At 36.8% G+C, this 23097-nt stretch carries 17 protein-coding genes and 2 pseudogenes; 12 read left to right on the top strand and 7 right to left on the bottom strand.

Features of this window, described 5'->3' with window-relative positions:
- Positions 1-80 precede the first annotated feature (80 nt).
- From A5849_RS08365 to A5849_RS08375, 3 genes are read right to left on the bottom strand one after another with little or no spacing between them, the layout of a single operon-like run.
- The gene (locus A5849_RS08365) at positions 81-458 is read right to left on the bottom strand and encodes a hypothetical protein (protein WP_002309249.1); all 378 of its coding nucleotides are present in this window, start codon (positions 456-458) and stop codon (positions 81-83) included.
- 16 nt (positions 459-474) lie between these two features.
- Positions 475-1401 carry a phosphodiester glycosidase family protein gene (locus tag A5849_RS08370; protein WP_002309248.1) on the bottom strand — a complete coding sequence of 309 codons (927 nt, stop codon included), beginning with the start codon at positions 1399-1401 and terminating at the stop codon, positions 475-477.
- 12 nt (positions 1402-1413) lie between these two features.
- Positions 1414-2445, bottom strand: coding sequence for a bifunctional glycosyltransferase family 2/GtrA family protein (locus A5849_RS08375; protein WP_002313750.1), 1032 nt, complete (start codon positions 2443-2445; stop codon positions 1414-1416).
- Positions 2446-2656: 211 nt separating this feature from the next.
- On the opposite strand from A5849_RS08375, the gene A5849_RS08380 reads away from it, so the two are divergent.
- On the top strand, positions 2657-3688 hold the full coding sequence (locus A5849_RS08380) for a tyrosine-type recombinase/integrase (protein WP_086310040.1): 1032 nt from the start codon (positions 2657-2659) through the stop codon (positions 3686-3688).
- A 244-nt stretch (positions 3689-3932) separates the two neighbouring features.
- A pseudogene (locus A5849_RS08385) lies at positions 3933-4926 on the top strand (DUF2382 domain-containing protein).
- A gap of 199 nt (positions 4927-5125) precedes the next feature.
- Here A5849_RS08385 and A5849_RS08390 read toward each other — a convergent pair.
- Positions 5126-6466: a cell wall metabolism sensor histidine kinase WalK gene (locus A5849_RS08390; protein ID WP_002309251.1), complete on the bottom strand. Its 1341-nt coding sequence runs from the start codon at positions 6464-6466 to the stop codon at positions 5126-5128.
- A gap of 4 nt (positions 6467-6470) precedes the next feature.
- The gene (locus tag A5849_RS08395) at positions 6471-7145 is read right to left on the bottom strand and encodes a response regulator transcription factor (protein WP_002309252.1); all 675 of its coding nucleotides are present in this window, start codon (positions 7143-7145) and stop codon (positions 6471-6473) included.
- Between the two features lie 221 nt (positions 7146-7366).
- Between A5849_RS08395 and A5849_RS08400 the strand changes: the two genes are divergently transcribed.
- The 3 genes from A5849_RS08400 to A5849_RS08410 are packed head-to-tail and all read left to right on the top strand — an operon-like array spanning position 7367 to position 9787.
- On the top strand, positions 7367-8440 hold the full coding sequence (locus tag A5849_RS08400) for an ABC transporter permease (protein WP_002309253.1): 1074 nt from the start codon (positions 7367-7369) through the stop codon (positions 8438-8440).
- A gap of 5 nt (positions 8441-8445) precedes the next feature.
- Positions 8446-9132, top strand: a complete 687-nt coding sequence (locus tag A5849_RS08405) for an ABC transporter ATP-binding protein (protein WP_002286060.1) — start codon at positions 8446-8448, stop codon at positions 9130-9132.
- Between the two features lie 7 nt (positions 9133-9139).
- Entirely contained in the window at positions 9140-9787 is a 648-nt protein-coding gene (locus tag A5849_RS08410) for a TetR/AcrR family transcriptional regulator (protein ID WP_002309256.1), read from the top strand.
- A gap of 75 nt (positions 9788-9862) precedes the next feature.
- Here A5849_RS08410 and A5849_RS08415 read toward each other — a convergent pair whose 3' ends face one another.
- Positions 9863-11254, bottom strand: coding sequence for a helix-turn-helix domain-containing protein (locus A5849_RS08415; protein WP_033655613.1), 1392 nt, complete (start codon positions 11252-11254; stop codon positions 9863-9865).
- Positions 11255-11390: 136 nt separating this feature from the next.
- On the opposite strand from A5849_RS08415, the pseudogene A5849_RS08420 reads away from it, so the two are divergent.
- The 4 genes and pseudogenes from A5849_RS08420 to A5849_RS08435 form a co-directional block, all read left to right on the top strand.
- Positions 11391-14051: pseudogene (locus tag A5849_RS08420) on the top strand (SpaA isopeptide-forming pilin-related protein); the annotation flags it as partial.
- A gap of 1 nt (position 14052) precedes the next feature.
- The gene (locus A5849_RS08425) at positions 14053-15474 is read left to right on the top strand and encodes a SpaH/EbpB family LPXTG-anchored major pilin (protein ID WP_086310041.1); all 1422 of its coding nucleotides are present in this window, start codon (positions 14053-14055) and stop codon (positions 15472-15474) included.
- Positions 15471-17348, top strand: coding sequence for a SpaH/EbpB family LPXTG-anchored major pilin (locus A5849_RS08430; RefSeq protein ID WP_086310042.1), 1878 nt, complete (start codon positions 15471-15473; stop codon positions 17346-17348). The genes A5849_RS08425 and A5849_RS08430 overlap by 4 nt, the downstream gene beginning before the upstream one ends.
- 91 nt (positions 17349-17439) lie before the next feature.
- Complete coding sequence (locus A5849_RS08435) at positions 17440-18282, top strand: class C sortase (protein WP_002309265.1); 843 nt, start codon at positions 17440-17442, stop codon at positions 18280-18282.
- Positions 18283-18403: 121 nt separating this feature from the next.
- Here the strand turns inward: A5849_RS08435 and A5849_RS08440 are convergent, their stop codons facing one another.
- Positions 18404-19279, bottom strand: a complete 876-nt coding sequence (locus A5849_RS08440; protein WP_002309266.1) for a MurR/RpiR family transcriptional regulator — start codon at positions 19277-19279, stop codon at positions 18404-18406.
- A 206-nt stretch (positions 19280-19485) separates the two neighbouring features.
- On the opposite strand from A5849_RS08440, the gene A5849_RS08445 reads away from it, so the two are divergent.
- The 3 genes from A5849_RS08445 to A5849_RS08455 all read left to right on the top strand — a co-directional run bounded on the left by A5849_RS08445 (position 19486) and on the right by A5849_RS08455 (position 23097).
- The gene (locus A5849_RS08445; protein ID WP_002309267.1) at positions 19486-20517 is read left to right on the top strand and encodes a Gfo/Idh/MocA family oxidoreductase; all 1032 of its coding nucleotides are present in this window, start codon (positions 19486-19488) and stop codon (positions 20515-20517) included.
- 96 nt (positions 20518-20613) lie between these two features.
- Positions 20614-20919 carry a hypothetical protein gene (locus A5849_RS08450; RefSeq protein WP_002309268.1) on the top strand — a complete coding sequence of 102 codons (306 nt, stop codon included), beginning with the start codon at positions 20614-20616 and terminating at the stop codon, positions 20917-20919.
- A 162-nt stretch (positions 20920-21081) separates the two neighbouring features.
- A complete protein-coding gene (locus tag A5849_RS08455; protein ID WP_002345096.1) occupies positions 21082-23097 on the top strand; it encodes a PTS sugar transporter subunit IIA in 2016 nt (671 codons plus the stop codon).

Raw genomic sequence — 23097 nt, forward strand, 5'->3', positions numbered from 1 at the left:
CTAAAATAGTCATTTGTGCATTTATTCCTATAGGAAATTTTTTGAAAAAAATCCTTATATTTCCATTTATTACGATTGTCTCATTTATCCAATCCGTGAATAAGTAAGCTACTTATATAGATAAAGAGACTGATTCCCAGTATAATCATTCCTATCATAGGATAAATTCCTATGTAAGGTGAGGAAGTCCCAGCTATTTCTAATATTCCTTTAAGAATCATCCCGACGATATAGCTAGTCAAACCAGTATTGAATAAATTGAAAGCCAAGCGATTTTGAAAAGTATTTAATATTTTTTTGAAAATAAAAAGGAATGCCCCTCCTACCATTGGAATAACCCAGACCCATCTCAAGGCTTGTGAAGTGACCCCGTGGCTAAAATGATGATAAATCCATTGAAAGATGAAAAGAAGGACTGAACTAATAAAATAACTATAAAATGCTTTTTTCTTATTCATAACTATACCCCTTTTCTTAACCTATAAAAACGATATCACTGACAGATCGTTCAGAGTTTCCGCTTCCGCCGACTGTTTGATTAATGACTTTTCCATTGAAATAAAGTGTTGTTGATCCTCCACCATCCAAATTATATGCGGTTTTTGCTCCGTGATTTTTCAATACAGTTGCTAGTTCGCTGAGACTCAACCCTTGACTATCATCTGTTCGACCTTCTGAAACAACAACGAGATAATGGTTTGTTCCAACTTGAGCAATTGCGGTTCGTGGATTACTTTTCATCGACTGCGACACTTCCTCATCTTCAGAAACAGTGACTTCTCCATTTTCAACTAAAGCAGGACCAAAAGATAAAACTTGTTGTACGTCTTCTTCTACTAGCTTCTCAGCAGATGTTTCTGATTCTTTTATTATTGAGAAATCACCATTTTTATCAATTACTAAGTCTTCTTTCGTTTCATCATCACTAGGTGTATCACGATATAGTGTGCCATTTCTAAGTACATATCCTTTATCTCTAAAACCATAATAATCTCCGTTTATCGCTAAAATTGCTTGTTGTTCTTGTGCGATCGCAGATGTAGTTTCTTTGATGTTGCGTCCATACGTATTGTTTGCCAAAGCTGTTTTTAAATAGCTAGAATCGCTTACTGTAATATCAGCAACATAAACTGTGGTTTCATCAACACGTTCTGAAGATAATGTGATATTGATATTTTCATCTTGGTAGCTATTATCTGTGATCACTGGTTCAAAAGAACTTGAGTTACTCGTGCTTTTTGTGTCTGTCGTCGAGCTGGAAGTCTCTTTGGATATCGTTTCTACTGATGCTATTTCCTGAGGCAAAACAAATGTTTTTAGTAATATATAACTTGAACTTCCTAAAAAGAAAACACTCGATAGACATGCCCACATATATTTTTTTCTTAAAAAAAGTTTCATATAAATTTCCTCCTAACGAAAGACTATGCGCCTTTGAATAGAAAAACTGGCAAAAAACAATAAAATATCTACAACAGCCTTACAAAGCAAAAGCGATTGAATAATAACCGAAAGGATTGACACACCTAGCCAACTTAAAATTAGTTGAAAGAGAAACAATAAGCTGTATTTATAAAAAGCAGTATGGGCTCTTTGCTTTCTGAACACATAATGTCGGTTCATTTGATAATTGAAAATTCCTGATAGTACTCTAGAAAGTATGGTAGCAATCAACAAAGAAGCCATTGTATGATTTCCAATAAAAAATATAATGGAATAGAATAGTCCAATATCCACCAATGAAGAGGAAATCGAAGAAAAAAAGAAACGAATGAACGGACGATAAACAAGATAGGAATCTTGGAATATTCGAAAATGGGAACCTTTATTTCCATCGCTATATATTGTTTTGATAGGGATCGTAGTCATTCGATAGCCGATCTTTGGTAAAACTAGCAGTTGATTGATTTCATATTCAAACCGATTTCCTTCGATTTTGAGCAGTTCAGATAAACTAGAGATAGAAAATCCCCTCAGTCCTGTTTGTGTATCCTGTAAGTGGATACCTGAGGAAAGATAATAAAAACCGCTCGTCATTCGATTCCCGAAATAGCTTCGAAAGGGCGTGTTTTCATACGAAAAATCTCTTACACCCAAAAGGAATTCCTGACCAGCTAATCGATCTACTGCCACTAGCATTTTTTGGATGTCTTCGATTTCATGCTGACCATCACTGTCTGCTGTGACAATGCCAGTAATGTCTGGATAGGAATCAAGTATAACTGAAAAGCCGAATTTTAATGCATATCCCTTGCCTTTGTTGTCAAAGTAGCTGATTTTAGTGATATTAGGATGTTCCATTCGCTGAAACAGTTTTTGATAGGTTTTCCCACTTCCATCATCAACAATGATAATCGGTACGTTTACAGATTGTGCTAATTGATTAATGAAGAATACAGTGTTTTCTGTGGGTTCGTAGATTGGAATTAATAGAATAGCTGACATATATTCACCTGTTTTTATTTGAAATTGTAGTTATTGTTGCAAGTGAAACTTAAGGGCTTCTTAAAAACTAAGAGAATCACCTCTGGTTTTGTAAAGACTTTTAAAAGACAGTTACATGGATGCTCTTTATCAAAGCAAGACAAAGTCTCTATCCTCATTTGAAGAAATGCGGTAAAATAAAGGAAATGAACAATAACTGGAGGGATTTGTATTGGACAGCAAAACTAGAAAACAACTGCAAGAAAAATTAAAACAACGTACACATTTGCTCCCTTCCGTCTTTCAACAGTTTTTAGAAGAAAATCGTTCTTCTTTATCATTAGGTAGTCGCTATGAATATGCAAAAGATTTCCATTTGTTTACTGATTATTTGAGAAAAGTATTTTCTGAAGAAGTGGATGACCAGCTGATTATCCGTCTAGAAAAACAAGATTATCAGAATTTCTTAGCTAAAATCTATCGACATACTCGTTCGTTCCAAACTACAGCGAACCAAGAAACGGAGCAATTGTTTGAAAATAGCTATTACGGGATTTCGAGGAAGCAATATTCATTAAATCATTTTTTACGATTTTTGTATCAAAAAGGACTGATTGAAGAAGAGATCCCTCTTTTGGGTACAAGTTTACCGGAAACAACCAAAGCAGCTCCGCGATATATCGATGCTGAACTTTTCAAAGATTTTGAGCATTTGTTTATCCCGATTGAAGGCTTTCGAACAAGCAGAGAAGCTAGCTTTGAAGAAAAAAATAGACCGAGGAACCTTGCGATTACTGCCATTCTTCTGTATTGCGGATTAAAGATCCATGAAGTAGTAGAACTTAAACGTAAAGATGTATCTTTGACCAAGCAGATTCTTAATCTGAATAGAAAAGAAAACAGATTGAGTAAAGTACCAATACCAAAAGAAGCGATGCCGTTTCTGGAGAACTATTTTAAGTTAACAGCACAAAATACGGACGAAAATTCTTTTGTTTTTCGTTCCTCGCATGATCAACAAATTTCTCCTCGGACTATTCGCCAAATTTTGAGCAAAATCACAGTGTATAAGAATGTATCACCAGAATTATGCCGAAAAACCTATCGCTATTATACTGAACTATATTTAGATGATGCTGACGCGGTAAACTATTTATGTGGTAATCGATACCTATCTTCCCATTCTTTTCAAGAAATCTGGGAAAAAATGGTTGATTTTTCTTATCACGAATTAGCGACATTCGTTCAGGTTTCTGTCACATAGAAATCTGAACTTTTTTCACAATGAACTATGTTATTATACAAAGGTTTATGTTACGATTATCTTTAGTTTGTATATTACTTAACAAAAGATAATGGCTGTCTCTTATACACATCTAGATGTGTATAAGAGACAGGTTTTAATCTAATTCCAATCTAAATATTTGTAGAAATCAATCGTCTCCTATAGAATAAATTTATAAGTAAAAATATACCAATCATAAATCTATTTGCTAGGAGGAATTTACATGGAAGACAAAAATTTAACAGTCATCGGTAGCTACAGCACAAGGGATGAAGGATGAAGCATTATCAGTAATCGAACGATTACGTAACGAAGGGTATGATCGAGATGATATCGTTATTTATACTACTGATGAAGCAGCAACTAGACTGGGATTCGACGGATTATCCGGTATAGATGTTGAAACAGATGAGAATCGGATGGATGGCGAAGAAGATCGTTCTTTATGGGAAAGAATAAAAGACACTTTTTCTTTTGATACCTATGATTCTGAGACGGCTACGCCAGAAAATGATCCTTTATATCAGTATAGAGAAGATATTTCTGCTGGAAAATTTGTCATCACAGTAAAAGGCTATCGTCAGCCAGAAACAACAAAAGACACAATGGATACGCAAGATACAGTTACCCCGGCAAGCACAATGGGAACAGGACTAGGGACTGGGACTGGCACTGATCCAATGGACGTAGATGGCACGACAGGCTTTCAAAATACAACAGATCCATTGAATATGACACCAGGAACTGATCCGATGGATGTACCTGGCGAAGCTGATTCTATGAGTACAAGAGAGACTGAAGACATTGATCGCAAACCAAATCTAGATGATGATACGATTCAACTAAAAGAAGAAAAATTAGATGTAAATACACATGATGTTACCACTGGAGAAGTCGACATCCACAAACATGTGGTCAACGATACTGAAACGGTAGAAGTACCGGTCAAACGTGAAGAAATCGTCATCGAGCGCAAACCAGTAACAGATCCATCTTCACAGGGTACAGACGAAAACTTGGAAGATGACACAATCACTATCCCAATCAAAGAAGAGCAAGTAGATGTTAGCAAACATACAGTTGTTCGTGAAGAAGTGGGAATTCATAAAGAAGAACATGAAGACGTTGAAAAAGTGACAGAAGATGTTAGCCGAGAAGAATTGGATATTGACACAAGCGGTGACGTACACATTGAAGACCGCAATAAAAAATCTTAAGCGTAAGCTAAAGAGGTTGTGACAGAAGTGGTCAGCTTCAAGAAATAAGAAGGAGTTTACGAAATTTGTTTCTCAAATTTTTGTGAAATTTCGGCTTATTTCCAAAGAAGCTACTTCTGGAACACCGTTTATTCGGAAAACAGGGCTGTGACAAGATTATTGTCACAGCCCTTTTCCTAGTATGTTTTAGAGTTAAGCATTATTTTTTAGGCTTCAACGGTAATTGGACTTTAAAATCAACTCCTTGTGGAAGATAATTGGATACAGAAATTTGTCCGTGGTGCTGTTCGATTATCTGTTTTGCAATCGCCAATCCAAGTCCGTAACCGCCAGTTTCCTTCGCACGAGATTGATCTTCCCGATAAAATCGATCAAAGATTCTTACTTGATCTTCTTCACTGATAGAAGGGCCAGTATTCTTTACGTGAATCAGCCATTCTTTATGGTTAACAGACGAATCTAAAATAATTTTATCTTTTGGATTCGTATATTTTAAGGCATTATCTAGCAAAATAACCAAAACTTGATGGATCTTTTTTTCGTCAATTGGTACTTCTGATGTTGCCTCGTTATGAAGGATAAACTCCTTTCCGTCTATGGTGGCCATCTCTTGAAATGGTTTAACAAGGCTTTCGATATATTCCTGTGTATTGATCATTTGTTTTGAAAGTAGCTGCTGATCAGAATCATTTCGGGCAATCGTCAGCAGATCTGAAGTCAATCCAGTGAGCCGTCTCGTCTCTGACAATGCTTGAGCAATACTTTCAGATTCCTCAATGATGGTATGATCAGGTTTGGTAAATAGATGTTCCAAACTATTTTGAATAATCGTTAACGGTGTACGTAATTCATGAGAAGCATTTTCGACAAATTCTTTTTGTCTTCTCCAAGAAAGAATGATAGGGCGCATGCTTAGACTAGACAAGTAATAACTAATGCCAATTGAGATAAGCCAGAAAACAACCATACACAAAATCATAATTGTGCGAAAAGTTGCTAATGAATTTTTGATTTGATTTGTATTTTCTAAAATTTGGATATAGGCAACACCAACTTGATTCGTCTCTGCTTTTTTCGTTATCGAGCGGAAGGAGAGGGTAGACGAGTCGTTTTCTTCATTTAATTCAATATTTTGGATGGTATTCAGATTTTTTGTATCCATTTTTAATTCTTTGATCTGATTGAAGCGTCCACCAATAGCTGCCTTATTCAATATCTCACCATTTTCAGACCACAAGATCACTTGAGTGTTAAATCGGTCATTTGATGGTTCCATCAATGGTTGTTCCATGTTTGTTCTGTTTTGTTCCATTTGATTCGGGTTCAAAAAGGGATCACCTTGCTGATACCTTTGTATCTCTAATTGTACTGTCCGAGAATCAAAATCTGTTTTCTCTAATGAAAGATCCGTTTCTCTATACGCAGATTGGTTCAATATCTGTAAAGTAATGAACCCCAGAAGAAAAAAGATCAAAGCAAATGCAGCTACATTCGTTATAAAAAAACGGCTACGTTGCTTACGCGTAATATCTCCATTCATTGCATCACACCCCTTGCAATATATAACCAACATTACGTAAAGTTTTGATTTCTTTATCTAGTCCAGTACTGCGTAGATGTTTCCGTAAATTGCTCATGTAAACTTCAACAACTGTAATCGTCGTATCAGAATCAAATCCCCAGATCCGATCAAATATCTGCTCTTTTGTCAAAATGATTCCTTTATTTTGTAAAAAATAAACGAGTAATTCAAACTCTTTTCCTTGTATGGGCAAAACTTGTTCTTTGTACAATACTTCATTACTTTTTAGATCACAACTGATATCCTTATACTTCAGAATGTTTTCATCAAAGAGACCAAGCGATCGTTTCAATAATGCTTTCACGCGCATGATCAATTCTTCTCGATAGAACGGTTTTGTCAGATAATCATCTGCACCACGTTCAAATCCTTCAATCTTATCTTCCAAACTATCTTTTGCTGTCAAAATCAATACAGGAGTCTGTATTTTTTCTTTCCGTAACTTTGCTAGGACTTCATAACCATTCATTTCCGGCATCATCAAATCCAAGATTGCAAGGTCATAAACACCGCTTTCCAACTCAAACAGTCCTTCACTACCGTTATAAACTTGTGTTATCTCGCCAATTGTTGTGAGTATTTCTTTTATATTATTGGATAATACCTTATCGTCTTCTATTACTAACAGTTTGATCATTTTCCCACCTCATTCATTTGGTCACTTTAGTTTATCATGGAAAGCATAAATAAGACTTAAATAAATTTTTTATGACTCATGTTAAGGTTTTATCGAAAGATGTCTTAGACAATTTATTGATAAGAAAAAAACAACATAAGTGACAAAATGTCACTTTGGAGTTACACTATTCAACGAGTGACATTTTGTCACTATCAATCTATCATAGGGAGGAAAAACAAATGTTTCTAGCTATAAAAGAAATTCGCTATTCTAAATTACGATATGGCTTGATCGTCGGTATTATGTTCTTGATTGCGTATGTCGTATTCATGTTGTCAGGACTAGCGAATGGACTTTCAAAAGAGTTTAAAAAAGCAATCGATGATTGGGACGCACAAGAGATTGTTTTGTCGGAGGATGCAAATCAAGTATTTGCAGCTTCACAATTAACAAGAGGAGATCTGAAATACATTGAAGGAGGAGAGAAAGCACCAATCGGATTGTACAGCGGAGCAATCAAAGGAAAAAATAAAGAAAATGTTACAGTTTTCGGCACAACGAAAGAAGCATTTTTATTACCAAAACTCACGAAAGGGCATGAATTTAAAACAAAGAATGAAATCATCATCTCTCAAAATCTGGCTGATTCAGGCTATAAAATTGGAGATACGATCAAAATTGGCAGTTACGACGATCCTTTGACGATTGTCGGTATCTTTCCTGAAACTTATTACACAGTTTCTCCCGTCATCTATGCATCCCTAGATACGTGGACTGCTTTGAAGTATGGAAAACAGCCGTTTGCTTCTGAAGAAGAACAGCCGATCAATGGGATCGTAATAAAGGATTCAGCTAAAATTTCGAAAGAAAAAACATCGAAGGATCTACAGTTATTAACTATTGGGACATTCATTGAAAGTATTCCTGGCTATTCTGCCCAAAATATGACCTTAAATGCGATGATATACTTTTTGTTCTTAGTGGTTGCTGCCGTGGTCGGTATTTTCATGTACGTGATGACACTTCAGAAGACTGCTATTTTTGGAGTAATGAAAGCACAAGGGATTAAAAATTTCTTCATCGCTAAATCTTTAGTAGCACAGTCCTTTATTGTTGGGGTGGTAGGCGTTCTGCTTGCTCTTTTGTTTGCTTATTTGACTAGTCTGATTTTACCAAGCGCGATGCCTTTTGCTGTTTTTTGGTCACAATGGTTGCTATATAGTGGGATTTTGATCATTGTCGCAATGCTAGGCGGATTGTTTTCGATACGTACGATAACCAAAGTAGACCCAATTACAGCAATAGGAGGTTAATAAAAATGAAAAAAATATTAACGATGAAAAAAGTTACCAAAACATTTGGTTCTGGTCATACAAAGGTCTCAGCTTTGAAAGCAATTGATTTTTATGTAAAGGAAGGAGAATTCGTCAGCATCATTGGTCCTTCTGGTTCAGGTAAAAGTACTTTCCTTACCATTTCAGGAGGATTGCAAACACCGACTTCCGGAGAAATAGTGATCAACGGTCACTCTCTAACTGAGCTTCCAGAAAAAAAACGAGCAGATTTACGCTTTAAAGAAATTGGATTTATTCTCCAAAGCTCTAATTTGATTCCTTTTTTAACGGTAAAGGAACAATTTGAACTAGTTGACCAAGTTACTTCAAAAAAAGAAGATTCAACAAAAATCGATTCCTTGCTGCAATCTTTAGATATCCAGTCACTTAAAAATAGTTATCCTAAAGACCTTTCTGGTGGAGAAAGACAGAGAGTGGCAATTGCTCGCGCTTTATATAATGAGCCAAGCTTGATCTTAGCAGACGAACCAACAGCTAGTTTGGATACAGATCATGCATATGAAGTCGTCAAATTACTAGTTAAAGAAGCTCATGAGAAACAAAAAGCGACTATTATGGTTACTCATGATGTCCGTATGATTCAATGGAGTGATCGCGTTTATCGAATGGAAGATGGGTACTTGACAGAAGAAGAGAAAAAGAAGGAATGAATCCTTCATGACAATGAAGGGCTATCCACGTATAATCAGAGATAAAGGAGAGATGTGGATGCCAAAAGAAACTTTTTTCAATTTATCGAACGCAAAGAAACAGAGAATCGATGACCTATTACTGGAGATATTTTGCTCACAGCACATCAGCCAAGTCAAAGTCTCAGAGATCGTTGACAAGATGGGGATGTCGCGCGGTGCTTTTTATAAATATTTTCAAGATTTGGAAGATGCTTATTTGTATACGATCAAAAGCAGTTCTCACATAGTCCATCAAGATATCTTAAAATTCATTAGCGAAAACAAACAACATTTCTTTTTGGGGATCGAAAAATATTTAGAGGGGTGCTGCGACTTAGATCACGAAAGTATCTATTGGCAAAGGTTATACTTGTTAACCCAGCGAAATGATCAGCAGACAACCAAACGTAGAGAACTATCGGCTGATTCTCCAATGAACAAAAAATGGCTGGAATTATTAAGAATCAATCATTTCTCCATTCAATCGTCGGAAGAAGCAGTTAGTTTCCTATACTTTTCCATGTCCCTCGTAATGAACACATTGACGGATCTCATTGCAAATAATTGGACAAAAGAAGAGTTGTTAAAAGACTTTCGCTATAAATCTCGTTGGATTGCTGAAGGTATACAATAAAAAGAAACAGCTATGTCTATTTGTCCTGATATTTTTATCAGGATAGTAGAGTATACATAGCTGTTTTTTGATTGTTTATAGTTCAAATAAGCGGATCAGTTCTTCTTCATTTGCGAATGACACACTATCATCAATCAACATATAAGGAACATGGGTATTCGGAATTGGTTGATTCGTGACGATCAGGTCATACTCAAGAAGATTGTACTTCGAAAGTTGATCTTCAGTGATAGCAGTTGTTTCAGAGTGAATCTTATGCACAGCAAGAACATCACTGACATATTTTTCAATGTATCGACTATGTCGAAGACTTAAATCACTGACGATTAGTATTTTTTTATCTGAAGTATAATGGTGTATTTCAGGATTACCGATAAGCATCCAAAATATATAGCTAGATAAATAACAAATCAAATTTCGATTCAGTAGGGTGGAATAAAATTGAAGTTCTGCACGAAATCCAGCATATAGACGTATATGGCGATGTTGCATCTGTTCTGCAAAGTAAGTGGCGCGAATCGTCAAATGAGTCGTGTCGTATGGGAAGATACGTGAGAAAAAATAAATTTGAGTTAAGAGTCGAACAACAAATTCTTCGTTTTTTTCTTTGCAATCAGCAGATGAAAATGAACAGTAGGATATATTTCTTCGTATTTGTTCACTGATTTCATTTTTTTCTTTCTCCGAAAATTCCGAAAAAATCGTATTGACAAAATAGTTCACTACTTTTATATAGCTGCTGTACTTCAATTTCCCTAAAAGATTTTTCAAGATCAAAAAGTCTTTTTTATCGATATTTATCAACTGTACATAAGAGTCTCCAGCTTTCCATTCGAATGGATTTCCTTGTGATTCCCGCATAAGATGCACAACAAAATACATAATAAAGAAAGATTGCTCATATGGGCTTTCTTCCTGAAACAAATTCAACTGACAATTATTCTTGACCATAATTTCTTTGATCTTCTTTTTTTCGATTGGAAATGGCAACGTGCGTCTTCCGTAGTAACTTAAAAAGAAAAAGGTGACAAAGATACGCAGCTGGAGCTCACTTTTCAGGCTAGTCAACTGAAACCCTTGATCGACGATTACTTTTAATAAATAGCTTTCTAAAATTTGATTGCATTGTTTCAACTTACGCGTAAAAGAAGAACGACTAATCGAGATTTTTTCACAATAATACTCGATCGTTTTGCCCGGATTGACAATGATTTCATTTAATAGACGACTATTTGTAGAACTTTGTGACATTTCCATCAGAACATTTAAATAAGCTGGTACATTCAAATGTTCAAGACGATACCCCAATTTTTGTGAAGATTGAATCGTTATATCCGTTCCCCAGCGGATTTTGATCTCTTCGATATACCTTACAAATGTAGATTCTGAACTACCAATTCGTTTGGCAAGTTCTTTTTTAGTCATCCACTTGTCAGAAATGGACAGAATTCGAATGATTTTTTCCATCTTTCTATAGTTTCCTTCCAACAACCTGATCATATGTTTTTCTCCCTCAACCCTTTTCTTTCAATGAAACGCTCAATAATCGAAGGAATCAACTTCATAAATGAAACCAATTGGTATGAAAATTGGTGTGATTCCCTCTCATTCGTATATCGAATACGGGGGAACAGGCAATCAAGCAGACTATGCGATACGTAAGTTTGCAAAGGAGACAACTACACCTGGATTATTTGATGTTTATTTAAATGCCCGTGGAAATGTACAAAAAGATATCACACCTCTTGATCTCGTATTGGTCGTAGACTGGTCAGGAAGTATGAACAACAATGATCGGATCGGTGAAGTAAAAATCGGTGTCGATCGTTTTGTCGATACTTTAGCAGATAGCGGTATCACAGACAAAATCAATATGGGATATGTCGGCTACTCCAGCGAAGGCCATAATTATAGTAATGGTACTGTACAGATGGGTTCATTTGATTCAGTAAAAAATCAAGTAAAATCCATCACACCTTCATGGACAAATGGCGGTACTTTTACACAAAAAGGACTAAGAGATGCAGGAGACATGCTATCCGTTCCAAACGGACATAAAAAAGTGATCGTCTTGCTGACGGATGGTGTACCGACATTTTCCTATAAAGTACAGCGAGTACGCGCACAATCAAGCAACGATTATTACGGTACCCAATTTTCCAATACTCAAGATCAGCCGGGAAATACTTCTCGAATTGCAAGAAGTTATTATGCACCTGATCAAAACAACCAATCCAGAAGAATAGACAGCACATTTATCGCAACCATTGGAGAAGCGATGGCGCTCAAAGAACGAGGAATCGAGATACATGGTCTTGGTATCCAACTTCAAAGTGATTCAGCAGCTGGTCTATCTAAAGCAGAAGTAGAGTCTCGTATGCGGAAAATGGTTTCAGCAGACGAAAAAGGAGACCTTTACTATGAATCAGCTGATCATGCAACAGATATCTCTGAATATCTGGCTAAAAAAGCTGTACAGATCTCTGCAACTGTAAGTAATGGACAAATAAATGATCCAATCGCAGAACCATTTATTTATCAACCTGGTACACTTTCAGTCAAAAGCGTGGGAACAAACCCTACAACAGTTACTCCAACTATTTCTATAGACGGAAATACGATCAAGAGCAATCAGATTTATTTAGGAAAAAACCAAGAAATCCAAATTCATTACCAAGTGAGGATCCAGACAGAAAATGAGGACTTCCACCCGAATTTCTGGTATCAAATGAACGGTAGGACGACTTTTCAACCAAGTATTGACACTGACGAACTAGCTGAATTCGGTATACCATCTGCTAAAGCTCCAGGAGTCAATCTTCACATCAAAAAATTATGGGAAGAATTTGACAATAATCCAGCTAATCGTCCAGATCAAGTCACTTTTGAAATCCAACGGAACCATACAACAGATGCTGCAGCTTGGAAAAACGGATATATCCGCATCACTAAACCAACTAAAGATACTGCAAATACGTGGGAACGTGCAGACATCGAAAAACTGTCTGCAAATAGTGGAGAAAGTTATCAAGAGATACTATCACTGCCTCAATACAATAATCAAGGTCAAGCATTCAGTTACCAAACAATCAAAGAACTTCCTGTACCAGGATATGATTCTCAACAAATAGATGCACTGACATGGAAGAATACTAAACAATTCACACCGTTAGACTTAAAAATAACGAAAAATTCCTCTACAGGAGAAAAGGATCTCATTGGCGCTGTTTTCAAATTAACAGGAGATTCTATTGATACTTTACTAACTGATAATGGTGATGGGACCTATTCTCTTCCGGAAAATGTCAAATTGCAAAAAGAAATGACTTATACACTGACAGAAACAAAAGCTCCAGAAGGACATGAATTAAGCAAAAAGACTACTTGGAAAATCAAGATTGCTTCTAATGGTACGGTAACCGTTGATGGAAAAACAGTCACTACTTCCGATGATACGATTCAGTTGACCATTGAAAATCCTTTTATTGAAATTCCTATAGCAGTACGTAAGTATACGATGCAAGGGACGGGCAAAGAGATGAATCTTAAAGGTGCAGCTTTTGCCCTACAGAAAAAAGAAGCAAACGGTGCTTATCAGCCAATGGACAACCAAACAACGAATGAAAAAGGTCTTGCCATTTTTGATTCACTCACACCTGGAGAATATCGAGTCGTTGAGACAGCTGGTCCTGCAGGATATGATACTTCACCGGGAAATTATGAATTCCAAATCGATAAATATGGAAAGATTATTTACACGGGGAAAAACATCGAGACAACGAATGGCATGTGGACGCTTACTCATCAAAATCGATTAAAAGCGTTTGACCTGACAGTACACAAAAAGGAAGACAACGGACAGGCATTAAAAGGAGCCAAATTCAGACTGCAAGGACCAGAAATAGACTTAGAATTGCCAAAAGATGGACAAGAAACGGACACCTTTCTATTCGAAAATTTAAAACCTGGAACTTATAAGCTGACCGAAACCTTTACACCAGGAGGATACCAAGGACTAAAAGATCCAGTTACTATCATCATAAAAGAAGATGGATCGATTCAAGTGGAGGGACAAGATTATGAGTCTGTTCTTTCACCAGGAGCCAAAAACAACCAGATTTCTTTAGACATCACGAATCAGGCAAAAGTACCATTACCTGAAACGGGAGGAATTGGCCGCTTAGGAATCTATCTAGTAGGGATGATTGGTTGTACATTTTCTATTTGGTATCTTTTTTTCAAAAAAGAAAGAGGGGGCAGCTAATATGAAAAAACTTGGTTGGCTTAGTATGTGTCTCTTCTTATTACTATTTAAACCTGTTTTTACTCAGGCAGTAACAGCAACAGAACCAGATATGGTCCAGATCACTTTGCACAAATTATTGTTTCCAAATGGCCAACTACCGGAAAACCAGCCAAGTGATGGACAAGAAAAAGAGTTATTGCAAACGTATCGGGGATTGAATGGAGCCACATTTCAAGTTTATGATGTCACAGAATCTTTTTACCATTTACGAGAAAAGGGGAAAACAGTAGAGGAAGCACAAACAGAGATTGCAAAAAACGGTGTGTCTTCTGGCACGTTTATCGCAGAAGCAACGACCGAAACTCTGAACAACGAAGATGGTATTGCTTCTTTTTCTCTACCTGTCAAAGATCATAAAAAAAGAGAGAAAGCGTATCTTTTTATTGAATCCAAAGCACCAGAAGTCGTCAAAGAAAAAGCAGAGAACATGGTAGTTGTTCTACCTGTATATGGACAAAACGATCAAGAACTTTCATCTATCCATTTGTATCCTAAAAATGAAGAAAATAACTACCCTGATCCTCCTTTTGAAAAGGTATTAGAAGAATCGAGGGATGATTTTACGATTGGTGACAAAATCACTTATTCCTTGCACACGACGATCCCTATGAATATCTTAGACTATCAAAAGTTCGTATTATCAGATAGTGCGGATGGAGCATTAACGTTTTTACCTAATAGTCTAACGATTTCATCGAATGGACAAAAGCTATCAGAAGGATTTGTCATACACACGAAACCACACGGATTTGAAATTGCATTTTCGATTCCTTCGCTAGAAAAATATGCTGGAAAAAACCTGAATATTTCTTATCAGATGCAACTAAGCAGTACAGCTCAGGCGAACAAGGAAATCAATAACAACGGAACACTAGATTTTGGTTTTGGTATCAGTACAAAGAAAGTCTCTGTATATACAGGGAGTAAGCAATTTGTCAAAATCGAGACAAATAAACCAAACAAACGATTAGCTGGCGCAGTATTCCTTATTAAAAACAAAGCAGGAAATTACCTCCAGCGAACAGCCAATGGATACAAGTGGACAAGTAACGAACCAGATGCGCTTCACCTGACCTCCGATAAAAATGGCGCTTTTTCCATTATCGGGTTGAGAACAGGAGATTACTGGTTAAAAGAGCTCAAAGCACCATCTGGTTATATTTTAAGTGAAACAGAAATTCCGTTTACCATTTCAACTAGTCTCTCTGAGGATAAAGAGACTGTCGGTAGATTGAAAGTAGTGAACAGAAAAGAAAATAGTCGTCCATTTCTTCCTAAAACAAACGAAACGAAAAACATCCTTCTAGTCGTTGTTGGCATGGTGTTCGCAAGCCTTGCAATATGGTTGTTTATTAAAAAAAGAACAGGAGTGACAAAATGAAAAATCATAAAAAAATAAGCATTATATTAGGCGCACTTTTTCTTATTTTACCATTAATCACAAGTAGCTTCGGTGCAAAAAGAGTGTTTGCGGAGGAGACAGCAGCTCAAGTCATTCTCCATAAAAAGAAAATGACTGATTTACCCGATCCTTTGATTCAAAACAGTGGAAAAGAAATGAGCGAATTCGATCAATACCAAGGATTAGCCGATATTTCATTTTCTGTTTATAACGTCACTCCAGAATTTTATGCGCAACGGGAGAAAGGAGCGTCGGTGGATGTAGCAAAACAAGCAGTCCAATCTCTGACTCCTGGTACACCAATTGCATCAGGAACGACAGATGCTGATGGAAATGTCACTTTATCTTTACCTAAAAAACAAAATGGGAAAGATGCAGTCTACACGATCAAAGAAGAACCAAAAGACGGAGTGACAGCTGCCGCAAACATGGTTTTAGCTTTCCCTGTATATGAGATGATCAAACAAGCAGATGGCTCTTATAAATACGGGACAGAAGAACTAGATACTATCCATCTCTACCCTAAAAATACAGTCGGTAATGATGGAACGTTGAAAGTTACAAAAATCGGTACTGCCGAAAACGAAGCACTAAACGGTGCAGCATTCATTATTTCTAAAGAAGAAGGAACACCAAGCGTCAAAAAATACATCCAAAGTGTCACAGATGGATTGTACACTTGGACAACGGATCAAACCAAAGCCAAACATTTCATTACTGGTCATTCTTATGATATCGGCAACAATGACTTTGCCGAGGCAACGATTGAAAAAGGACAGTTGATCGTCAATCATTTAGAGGTTGGAAAATATAATTTAGAAGAAGTAAAAGCTCCTGATAATGCAGAAATGATTGACAATCAAACAAACACACCGTTTGAGATCTTGGCAAATAGTCAAACACCTGTAGAAAAGACAATCAAAAATGATACGTCCAAAGTCGATAAGACAACTCCACAATTGAATGGAAAAGATGTCGCAATCGGAGAAAAAATCCAATATGAGATCTCTGTTAATATTCCTTTAGGTATCGCTGATAAAGAAGGAACACAAAACAAGTACACGACATTCAAACTCATTGATACTCATGACGCTGCTTTGACATTTGATCATGAAACTTCAGGAACGTATGCGTATGTCTTGTATGATGGGGATAAAGAAATCGATCCAACAAATTATTCTGTCACTGAACAAACAAACGGATTCACGGTTTCAGTTGATCCGAATTATATTCCTTCACTCACTCCTGGTGGTACGCTGAAATTTGTTTACTATATGTATTTGAACGAAAAAGCAGATCCAACAAAAGGGTTTTCTAACCAAGCAAATGTCGATAACGGACATACAAATGATCAAACACCACCGTCAGTCGATGTCGTTACTGGCGGCAAACGATTTGTCAAAGTAGATGGTGATGTTGCATCAGATCAAACACTTGCTGGAGCAGAATTCGTCGTTCGTGATCAAGAGAGTGACACAGCCAACTATTTGTCGATCGACCCATCTACAAAAGCCGTCAACTGGGTTTCGACGAAAGAATCAGCAACAGTTTTTACAACCACAAACAACGGTTTAGTTGATGTGACAGGTCTCAAATACGGCACGTACTATCTGGAAGAAACGAAAGCACCAGAAAATTATGTTCCATTGGCAAACCGCGTAGCATTTACTGTCGATGAACAATCTTACGCAACAGCAGGACAGTTGATTTCTCCTGAAAAAATACCAAATAAACACAAAGGTACACTTCCTTCAACAGGTGGTAAGGGAATCTATCTTTATATTGGTGCAGGAGTGATCCTTCTATTGATTGCTGGATTGTACTTTGCTAGACGCAAGCATAGTCAGATTTAATCTTTGTACATGAATTGGAAAGAGGAGCAGTGGCTTACGCAATTGCTCCTTTTTCTTTTATTAACAACTAGTCAGCACAAGGAGAACACAAATGAAACAAAAGAAAAGGAACTATCTAGACCTGCTAATGATTCTTCTGCTTCTGTCAGGGATAGGCGTCTTGGCTTATCCATTCGTTAGCGATGCGCTGAATAACTACCTAGATCAGCAAATCATCTCTCATTATCAGCAACAAGCAGTAAAAGAAAATGAAGCAGTCATGGCCAAAATCCAAAAAGACATGACAAAGAAAAACCAGCAATTAGCAAAAAAAGGAGGAAATCCCGGTGTCGATCCCTTTACTAAGAAAAAGGAACCAGTGAAAACGGACAAAACCTATTTTGAAAAACATACGATCGGCGTTCTGACGATTCCTGAAATCAATGTCCATTTACCGATTTTTGACGAAACAAATACCGTGCTGCTAGAAAAAGGCGCTTCGTTATTGGAAGGGACATCTTATCCTACTGGGGGAGAAAGTACGCATGCCGTTATTTCCAGTCATCGGGGACTGCCTCAAGCAAAGTTGTTCACTGACTTGCCAAAACTGACTTTCGGTGATTCTTTCTATATCGAGATCAACGGACAGACACTTGCTTATCAAGTCGATCAGATAAAGACGGTAGAACCAACTGATACAAAAGACCTGAGAATCGAAAAAGGGAAGGATTTCGTGACACTACTGACTTGTACACCTTATATGATCAACAGTCATCGCTTACTTGTCAGAGGGCATCGCATTCCTTATCATGCAAAAAAAGTACAGAAAGAAGTACAGAAAGTATCTGAGAACAAACGTTTCTTCCTGTACGGATTGATAGCTATAAGTATACTGATTTTTCTGTTTCTTATTTATCTTTTTCGGCAGACATTTAAAATAAGAAACAGAAGGTAACTGTGTCTCTTTTCTATGATAGATATATTCAAATCAATGCGTAAACAAATAGACTGGCTGAAGTTTGAAAAAGAAAACTTCAGCCAGTCTATATTTATAACGATATCAAAGAAAGCTTATCTCAATTTTTCCGATATTCTTTAAGAAGGCCTTTTTGCATCAATTCTTGTTTGTTTTTCAAGTTGCGGATATTCTCTTCAAAATTTTGAGAATATATCACTGAGAATAACGTATTTAATACGTAATCGAAGGCAATTTGAGAGGAGAAAGTCGCTACTTTAGCAAAATCATATTCCTCCTGCGATATAACAAGACACATATCAGCCTGTTTGGCCATTTCTGAATGCTGATTTCCGGTAATCAATAATGTTGGAGCTCCTACATGCTTTAGATAGGTCATTATCCGTTCATAATGATGAATACGACCGCTGTAGCTAATAAAAACTGCGCAATCCTCGCTAGTCAAATTGGCTGCATTCCAAGAAGAATCGCTATATTCTTCGGCCAAGATCAAAAATTTATTCAACTTGACCATTTTATTCTGGAACTTCCTTGCCGTGATTTGGGAATCACCTTTTGCAAAAAGAAAAATTCGCTGTGCGTTGTTCAATACTTTACTGATGTTTTCCAAATCTTGATGCTCGATCTGCAATTGCGCTTTTTTTATTGACTGGATCGACAAATCTGCCATTTTCTTTGCAATTTGCTGTGTGTTATCTTCACTTGAAAAAGGAAAATTAGGATCAATCGTTTGATTAAACTGGGCAATCAATTGATGAACTTCCCGTCCTAGTTCGAAACGAAATTCTTTAAATCCGCTGAAGCCCATTTTTTTGCATAAACGAATGATAGCTGAATGGGAAGTATACGTAGCTTTTGCTAATTCTTCAATCGTCATGTAGACTGTGGCTTCGATATTCCTCCGAATATAATCAGCGATCCGTTTCTCTGTCGTGGTAAACAACTCTTGTTTGGTTAATTTTTCTTCAATAAGCATGATCTGACCTCCAAATTCTATCTTACTGATAAATGCTTGGTTCCGCCACTCTCTTTTTGATTTTTTACCTTACTTTGAACATAAATTTCACCAAACCAAATGATAACAAATGTTTTTCTGAACTTTTTTGCCAGAATAGCTATTATAGACACTTTCTATATTTTTCTAAGATATACTGAAAACAACAATAAAAGGAGGCACAAATCATGCTTACAATCGCTTATCTCGGCAATGGAAAGAGTACAAATCGCTATCATTTGCCATTTTCAAGAAAACTTACGGACAAAATCAATATCAAAAAAATTTTTTCCCCATCTAAACCAGTGTGGGAAACATTTGAAGACATCGAATATACCGATCAGTTGTCTGATCTTTGGAATGATCCTGAGATCCAATTAGTTGTCATTACTACACCAAGTCAATTTCATTATGAATATGGAAAAATGGCACTTGAACATGGAAAGAATGTATTGGTAGAAAAACCTTTTGCAGAAACCTCAAAGGAAGCAGAAGAGTTATTTGCATTAGCAAAAGAAAAAGGGCTATTTATCCAATGTTACCAAAACAGACGGTTCGATTCTGACTTCTTGACAGTCCAAAAAGTAATCGAAAGCGGGAAATTAGGGGATATTTTAGAAGTAGAAATGCATTACGATTATTTCAGACCGGAAGTACCAGAAAATACACATGAATTTTCTACTGCAAACAGCTATTTATATGGACATGCTTGTCATACAGTAGACCAAGTTCTTTCTTATTTCGGCGAACCAGATGATATCCTCTATGATGTTCGTCAACTATTAGGGAAAGGACGAATGAATGATTACTTCGATTTGGACTTTTTCTACGGAAACATGAAAATTTCGATAAAATCCAGTTATTTCCGTATAAAAGAACGTCCAAGTTTCGTCGTTTATGGAAAAAAGGGGATGTTCGTGAAACAAACGAAAGATCGGCAAGAAGAACACCTTAAAATGTTTTATATGCCTGATCATGAAGACTTTGGGATCGACTTGCCCGAACACTACGGTGTATTGACTTATATAGATGAACAAGGGGATTATCATGAAGAAAAAGTGATTTCCGAGGTCGGTGATTATAGTCGCGTCTACGAAGGCATTTACGAGACATTAGTCAATGGCGCTGAAAAAGTCATTAAAGATGAAGAAACAATCTTACAGATGAAAATTTTGGAAGAAGGAATCAAAGGCATTCAAGAATCAGAAAATAAAAGATGAAAACATGACATATTTGTAAGAATCGGGTTTGTTTTTTGACGCACAAACTGTCTTATTGTACGATGAAAAAGTATAGAATTACTAGGAGGAACCAATATGACAAATTATGATGGTGAAAAACACAAACGATTAAGAGGTTCAATGGCCCCTAAAACGGAAGATGAAGTAGCTTTAGCAGGTACTAATTCTGGTGAAACAGAAGATAAAGAAGAATCATTAGCTGGTACAAACTCCGGTGAAACAGAAAACAAAGAAACAGCTTTATCTGGTTCAAATTCCGTAGAAGAAGAATCAGAATCTAACGAACCTAATCACTTCGAAAAAGATATCGAAAAAGCGGTTGAAGAGGTCAAAGAAAAATTTGAAGAACTGACTTCAAAAAATAAACACGATCATCATTAATTCATAAAAGCAGGGAGCCATTTGGTCACCTGCTTTTTTTATGTAACTCGATAGAGGTCGTTTAGTACAGTCGTAAAAAAAATCTAACTGTAAGTTGTACCAAACAATCCTCGCTTTAAAAGCGGTATCATACTAGAATACAAATAGGAGGTGAACAGCGCTGTGAATTACAAAATTAGTTATCTCCTGAAAACACCCAGAGAAATCAGTCTAGAAAAAGCAGCCGAGATCATCGAAGTAAATATAGACGAGGCAATCAACCAACTAGCTCCCTTTGCCGAATATATGGATGAGACCCATATCCGTCTGAAAAAATTTCGAGCGATCGACTGGGCAGAAAAATACGTGAATATCACTCGCTTTGAAGCGGTGTACACCGAACAAGAGCGTAGAGATCTTCTTTATTTGATGGTCTATTCGAATACCATACCTATTTCTGTATTTCATTTTCAAGACTTTCTTCAGGTTTCTAAAGGAACAGTCCTATCGGATATCAAAAAAGTAAGAAAGGAATTAGAAGGGGAAGAATGTCAGCTGACATATACTAGAAAAGCAGGCTTTAGGCTACTGGGGGCAGAAGTAATATTGAGAAAGGAAGCAAAAAATCGCACCGCTCGTTTAATGCAATCGCTTGCTGGAAGATTTGGTCTCACGTATTTAAACGCAATGCTTTCTCTTGATTGTTATGCAAAAGCTAGAGATTTGTTAGATAACACAATCTCTCTATCAGATCTACGCTTTGCACCCAATCGAATGGATGAGTTAGCGTATTATTTAAGTTTGACCACTAATCGAATGGGGAAAATATCTGTAGAAAAGGTAAAAGATGCTGAACTTTTAGCTTCTCTTGCAATCAATGACATCAGTCGACATGTATTGACTGGCTTAGGCTATTCCGAACATCTAGAGTCAGAGATTCTATTTTTCTCTCTTTGCTTAGCCTCCATTGTTGAAGGAGATATCCAGGAGCCTGCGCTTGATTTTTTGCTGGAATGTTCTTCAGAAGTCATCCATCGCATGGAATTCCTGATGGCCATAGAATTTGATTCATTTCGTGAATTATTGATGAATGTCTTTTATCACTTGGTACCTGCCTATTTTCGTATTTCTTATTCTTTTTACTTGCCTAATGTGATGATTGATCAAATCAAACATCAATATGCTACCATCTATGAAATGACAAGAAAAGCATTGCGTCCGTTAGAAAAACGGATAGGGAAGAGCATCCCTGAAGAAGAGGTTGGTTTTTTCACTATACTATTCGGCGGAGAAATAAGAAAAGTAGATGAAGAAGAAAGAAACAGAAAAATAAGAGCCGTGATCGTCTGTCCAAGTGGCATTAGCTCTTCATTGATCTTAAAAAGCGAACTTCAGCAATTATTCCCGATGATCCTTTTTACAGAGACCAATTCAGCTGATCGCTTGCACGAGGTTGATGAAACTTCTTACGATATTGTTTTTTCTACTGTGCCTCTCACGCTTACGAATAAGAAAAAGTCACTGTATGTCCTACAACCAATCATGACTGACTTGGAAAAAAACCAGCTGATCAATCAAGTACAAAGAGATTGGCTGATACCAGGATTCTCCATGCCTTCTGCTCAAGAATTGCTAGCTGCGCTACTTCCATATATCGAATTAAAAGAAGGTGTAGATGAAGAAAAGCTCTATCAAGTCTTAAATCGTAAAATGAACAAACTTTTAGAAAAGAAGGAGGATCAACGTCCTATGCTATCTGAATTATTAACAGAAGAAATGATCCAATTATCCGATCAACCAAAAAAATGGCAAGAAGCAATCACACTTGCCGCACAGCCACTATTATTAAAGAATAAAATAGAGAAGAGTTATATCAAAGCGATGATTGAACGTGTGGAGCAGTATGGTGCGTTTATCCACATCGGCGACCACATCGCACTGCCGCATGCTCGTCCGGAAGACGGCGTAAACGAAGTAGGGATGTCTTTGCTGAAACTTCAACAACCAGTTGATCTAATCGATGATCCTGCTCACCCCATCAGCTTATTTATCTGTTTAGCCGCTATCGATAACGAGGCACATCTTCGAGCGTTGGCAAATTTAACCAAGCTGCTTTCTAATAAACAAAATCTTCAAGAACTATTACAAGCCTCAACAAAAGAAGAAATACTAGCAATCATAAAAAAGGGAGACGAATAA

It is taken from the genome of Enterococcus sp. 10F3_DIV0382 (genome assembly GCF_002140245.1).
Lineage (GTDB): Bacteria > Bacillota > Bacilli > Lactobacillales > Enterococcaceae > Enterococcus_B > Enterococcus_B lactis.

Coding starts and splice junctions, on each gene's coding strand:
- A5849_RS08395 (WP_002309252.1), bottom strand. CDS start 7,145: ATGATCAAACTGTTAGTAATAGAAGACGATAAGGTATTATCCAATAAT.
- A5849_RS08430 (WP_086310042.1), top strand. CDS start 15,471: ATGAAAAATCATAAAAAAATAAGCATTATATTAGGCGCACTTTTTCTT.
- A5849_RS08410 (WP_002309256.1), top strand. CDS start 9,140: ATGACAATGAAGGGCTATCCACGTATAATCAGAGATAAAGGAGAGATG.
- A5849_RS08405 (WP_002286060.1), top strand. CDS start 8,446: ATGAAAAAAATATTAACGATGAAAAAAGTTACCAAAACATTTGGTTCT.
- A5849_RS08365 (WP_002309249.1), bottom strand. CDS start 458: ATGAATAAGAAAAAAGCATTTTATAGTTATTTTATTAGTTCAGTCCTT.
- A5849_RS08450 (WP_002309268.1), top strand. CDS start 20,614: ATGACAAATTATGATGGTGAAAAACACAAACGATTAAGAGGTTCAATG.
- A5849_RS08435 (WP_002309265.1), top strand. CDS start 17,440: ATGAAACAAAAGAAAAGGAACTATCTAGACCTGCTAATGATTCTTCTG.
- A5849_RS08375 (WP_002313750.1), bottom strand. CDS start 2,445: ATGTCAGCTATTCTATTAATTCCAATCTACGAACCCACAGAAAACACT.
- A5849_RS08400 (WP_002309253.1), top strand. CDS start 7,367: ATGTTTCTAGCTATAAAAGAAATTCGCTATTCTAAATTACGATATGGC.
- A5849_RS08425 (WP_086310041.1), top strand. CDS start 14,053: ATGAAAAAACTTGGTTGGCTTAGTATGTGTCTCTTCTTATTACTATTT.
- A5849_RS08440 (WP_002309266.1), bottom strand. CDS start 19,279: ATGCTTATTGAAGAAAAATTAACCAAACAAGAGTTGTTTACCACGACA.
- A5849_RS08370 (WP_002309248.1), bottom strand. CDS start 1,401: ATGAAACTTTTTTTAAGAAAAAAATATATGTGGGCATGTCTATCGAGT.
- A5849_RS08390 (WP_002309251.1), bottom strand. CDS start 6,466: ATGAATGGAGATATTACGCGTAAGCAACGTAGCCGTTTTTTTATAACG.
- A5849_RS08445 (WP_002309267.1), top strand. CDS start 19,486: ATGCTTACAATCGCTTATCTCGGCAATGGAAAGAGTACAAATCGCTAT.
- A5849_RS08415 (WP_033655613.1), bottom strand. CDS start 11,254: ATGGAAAAAATCATTCGAATTCTGTCCATTTCTGACAAGTGGATGACT.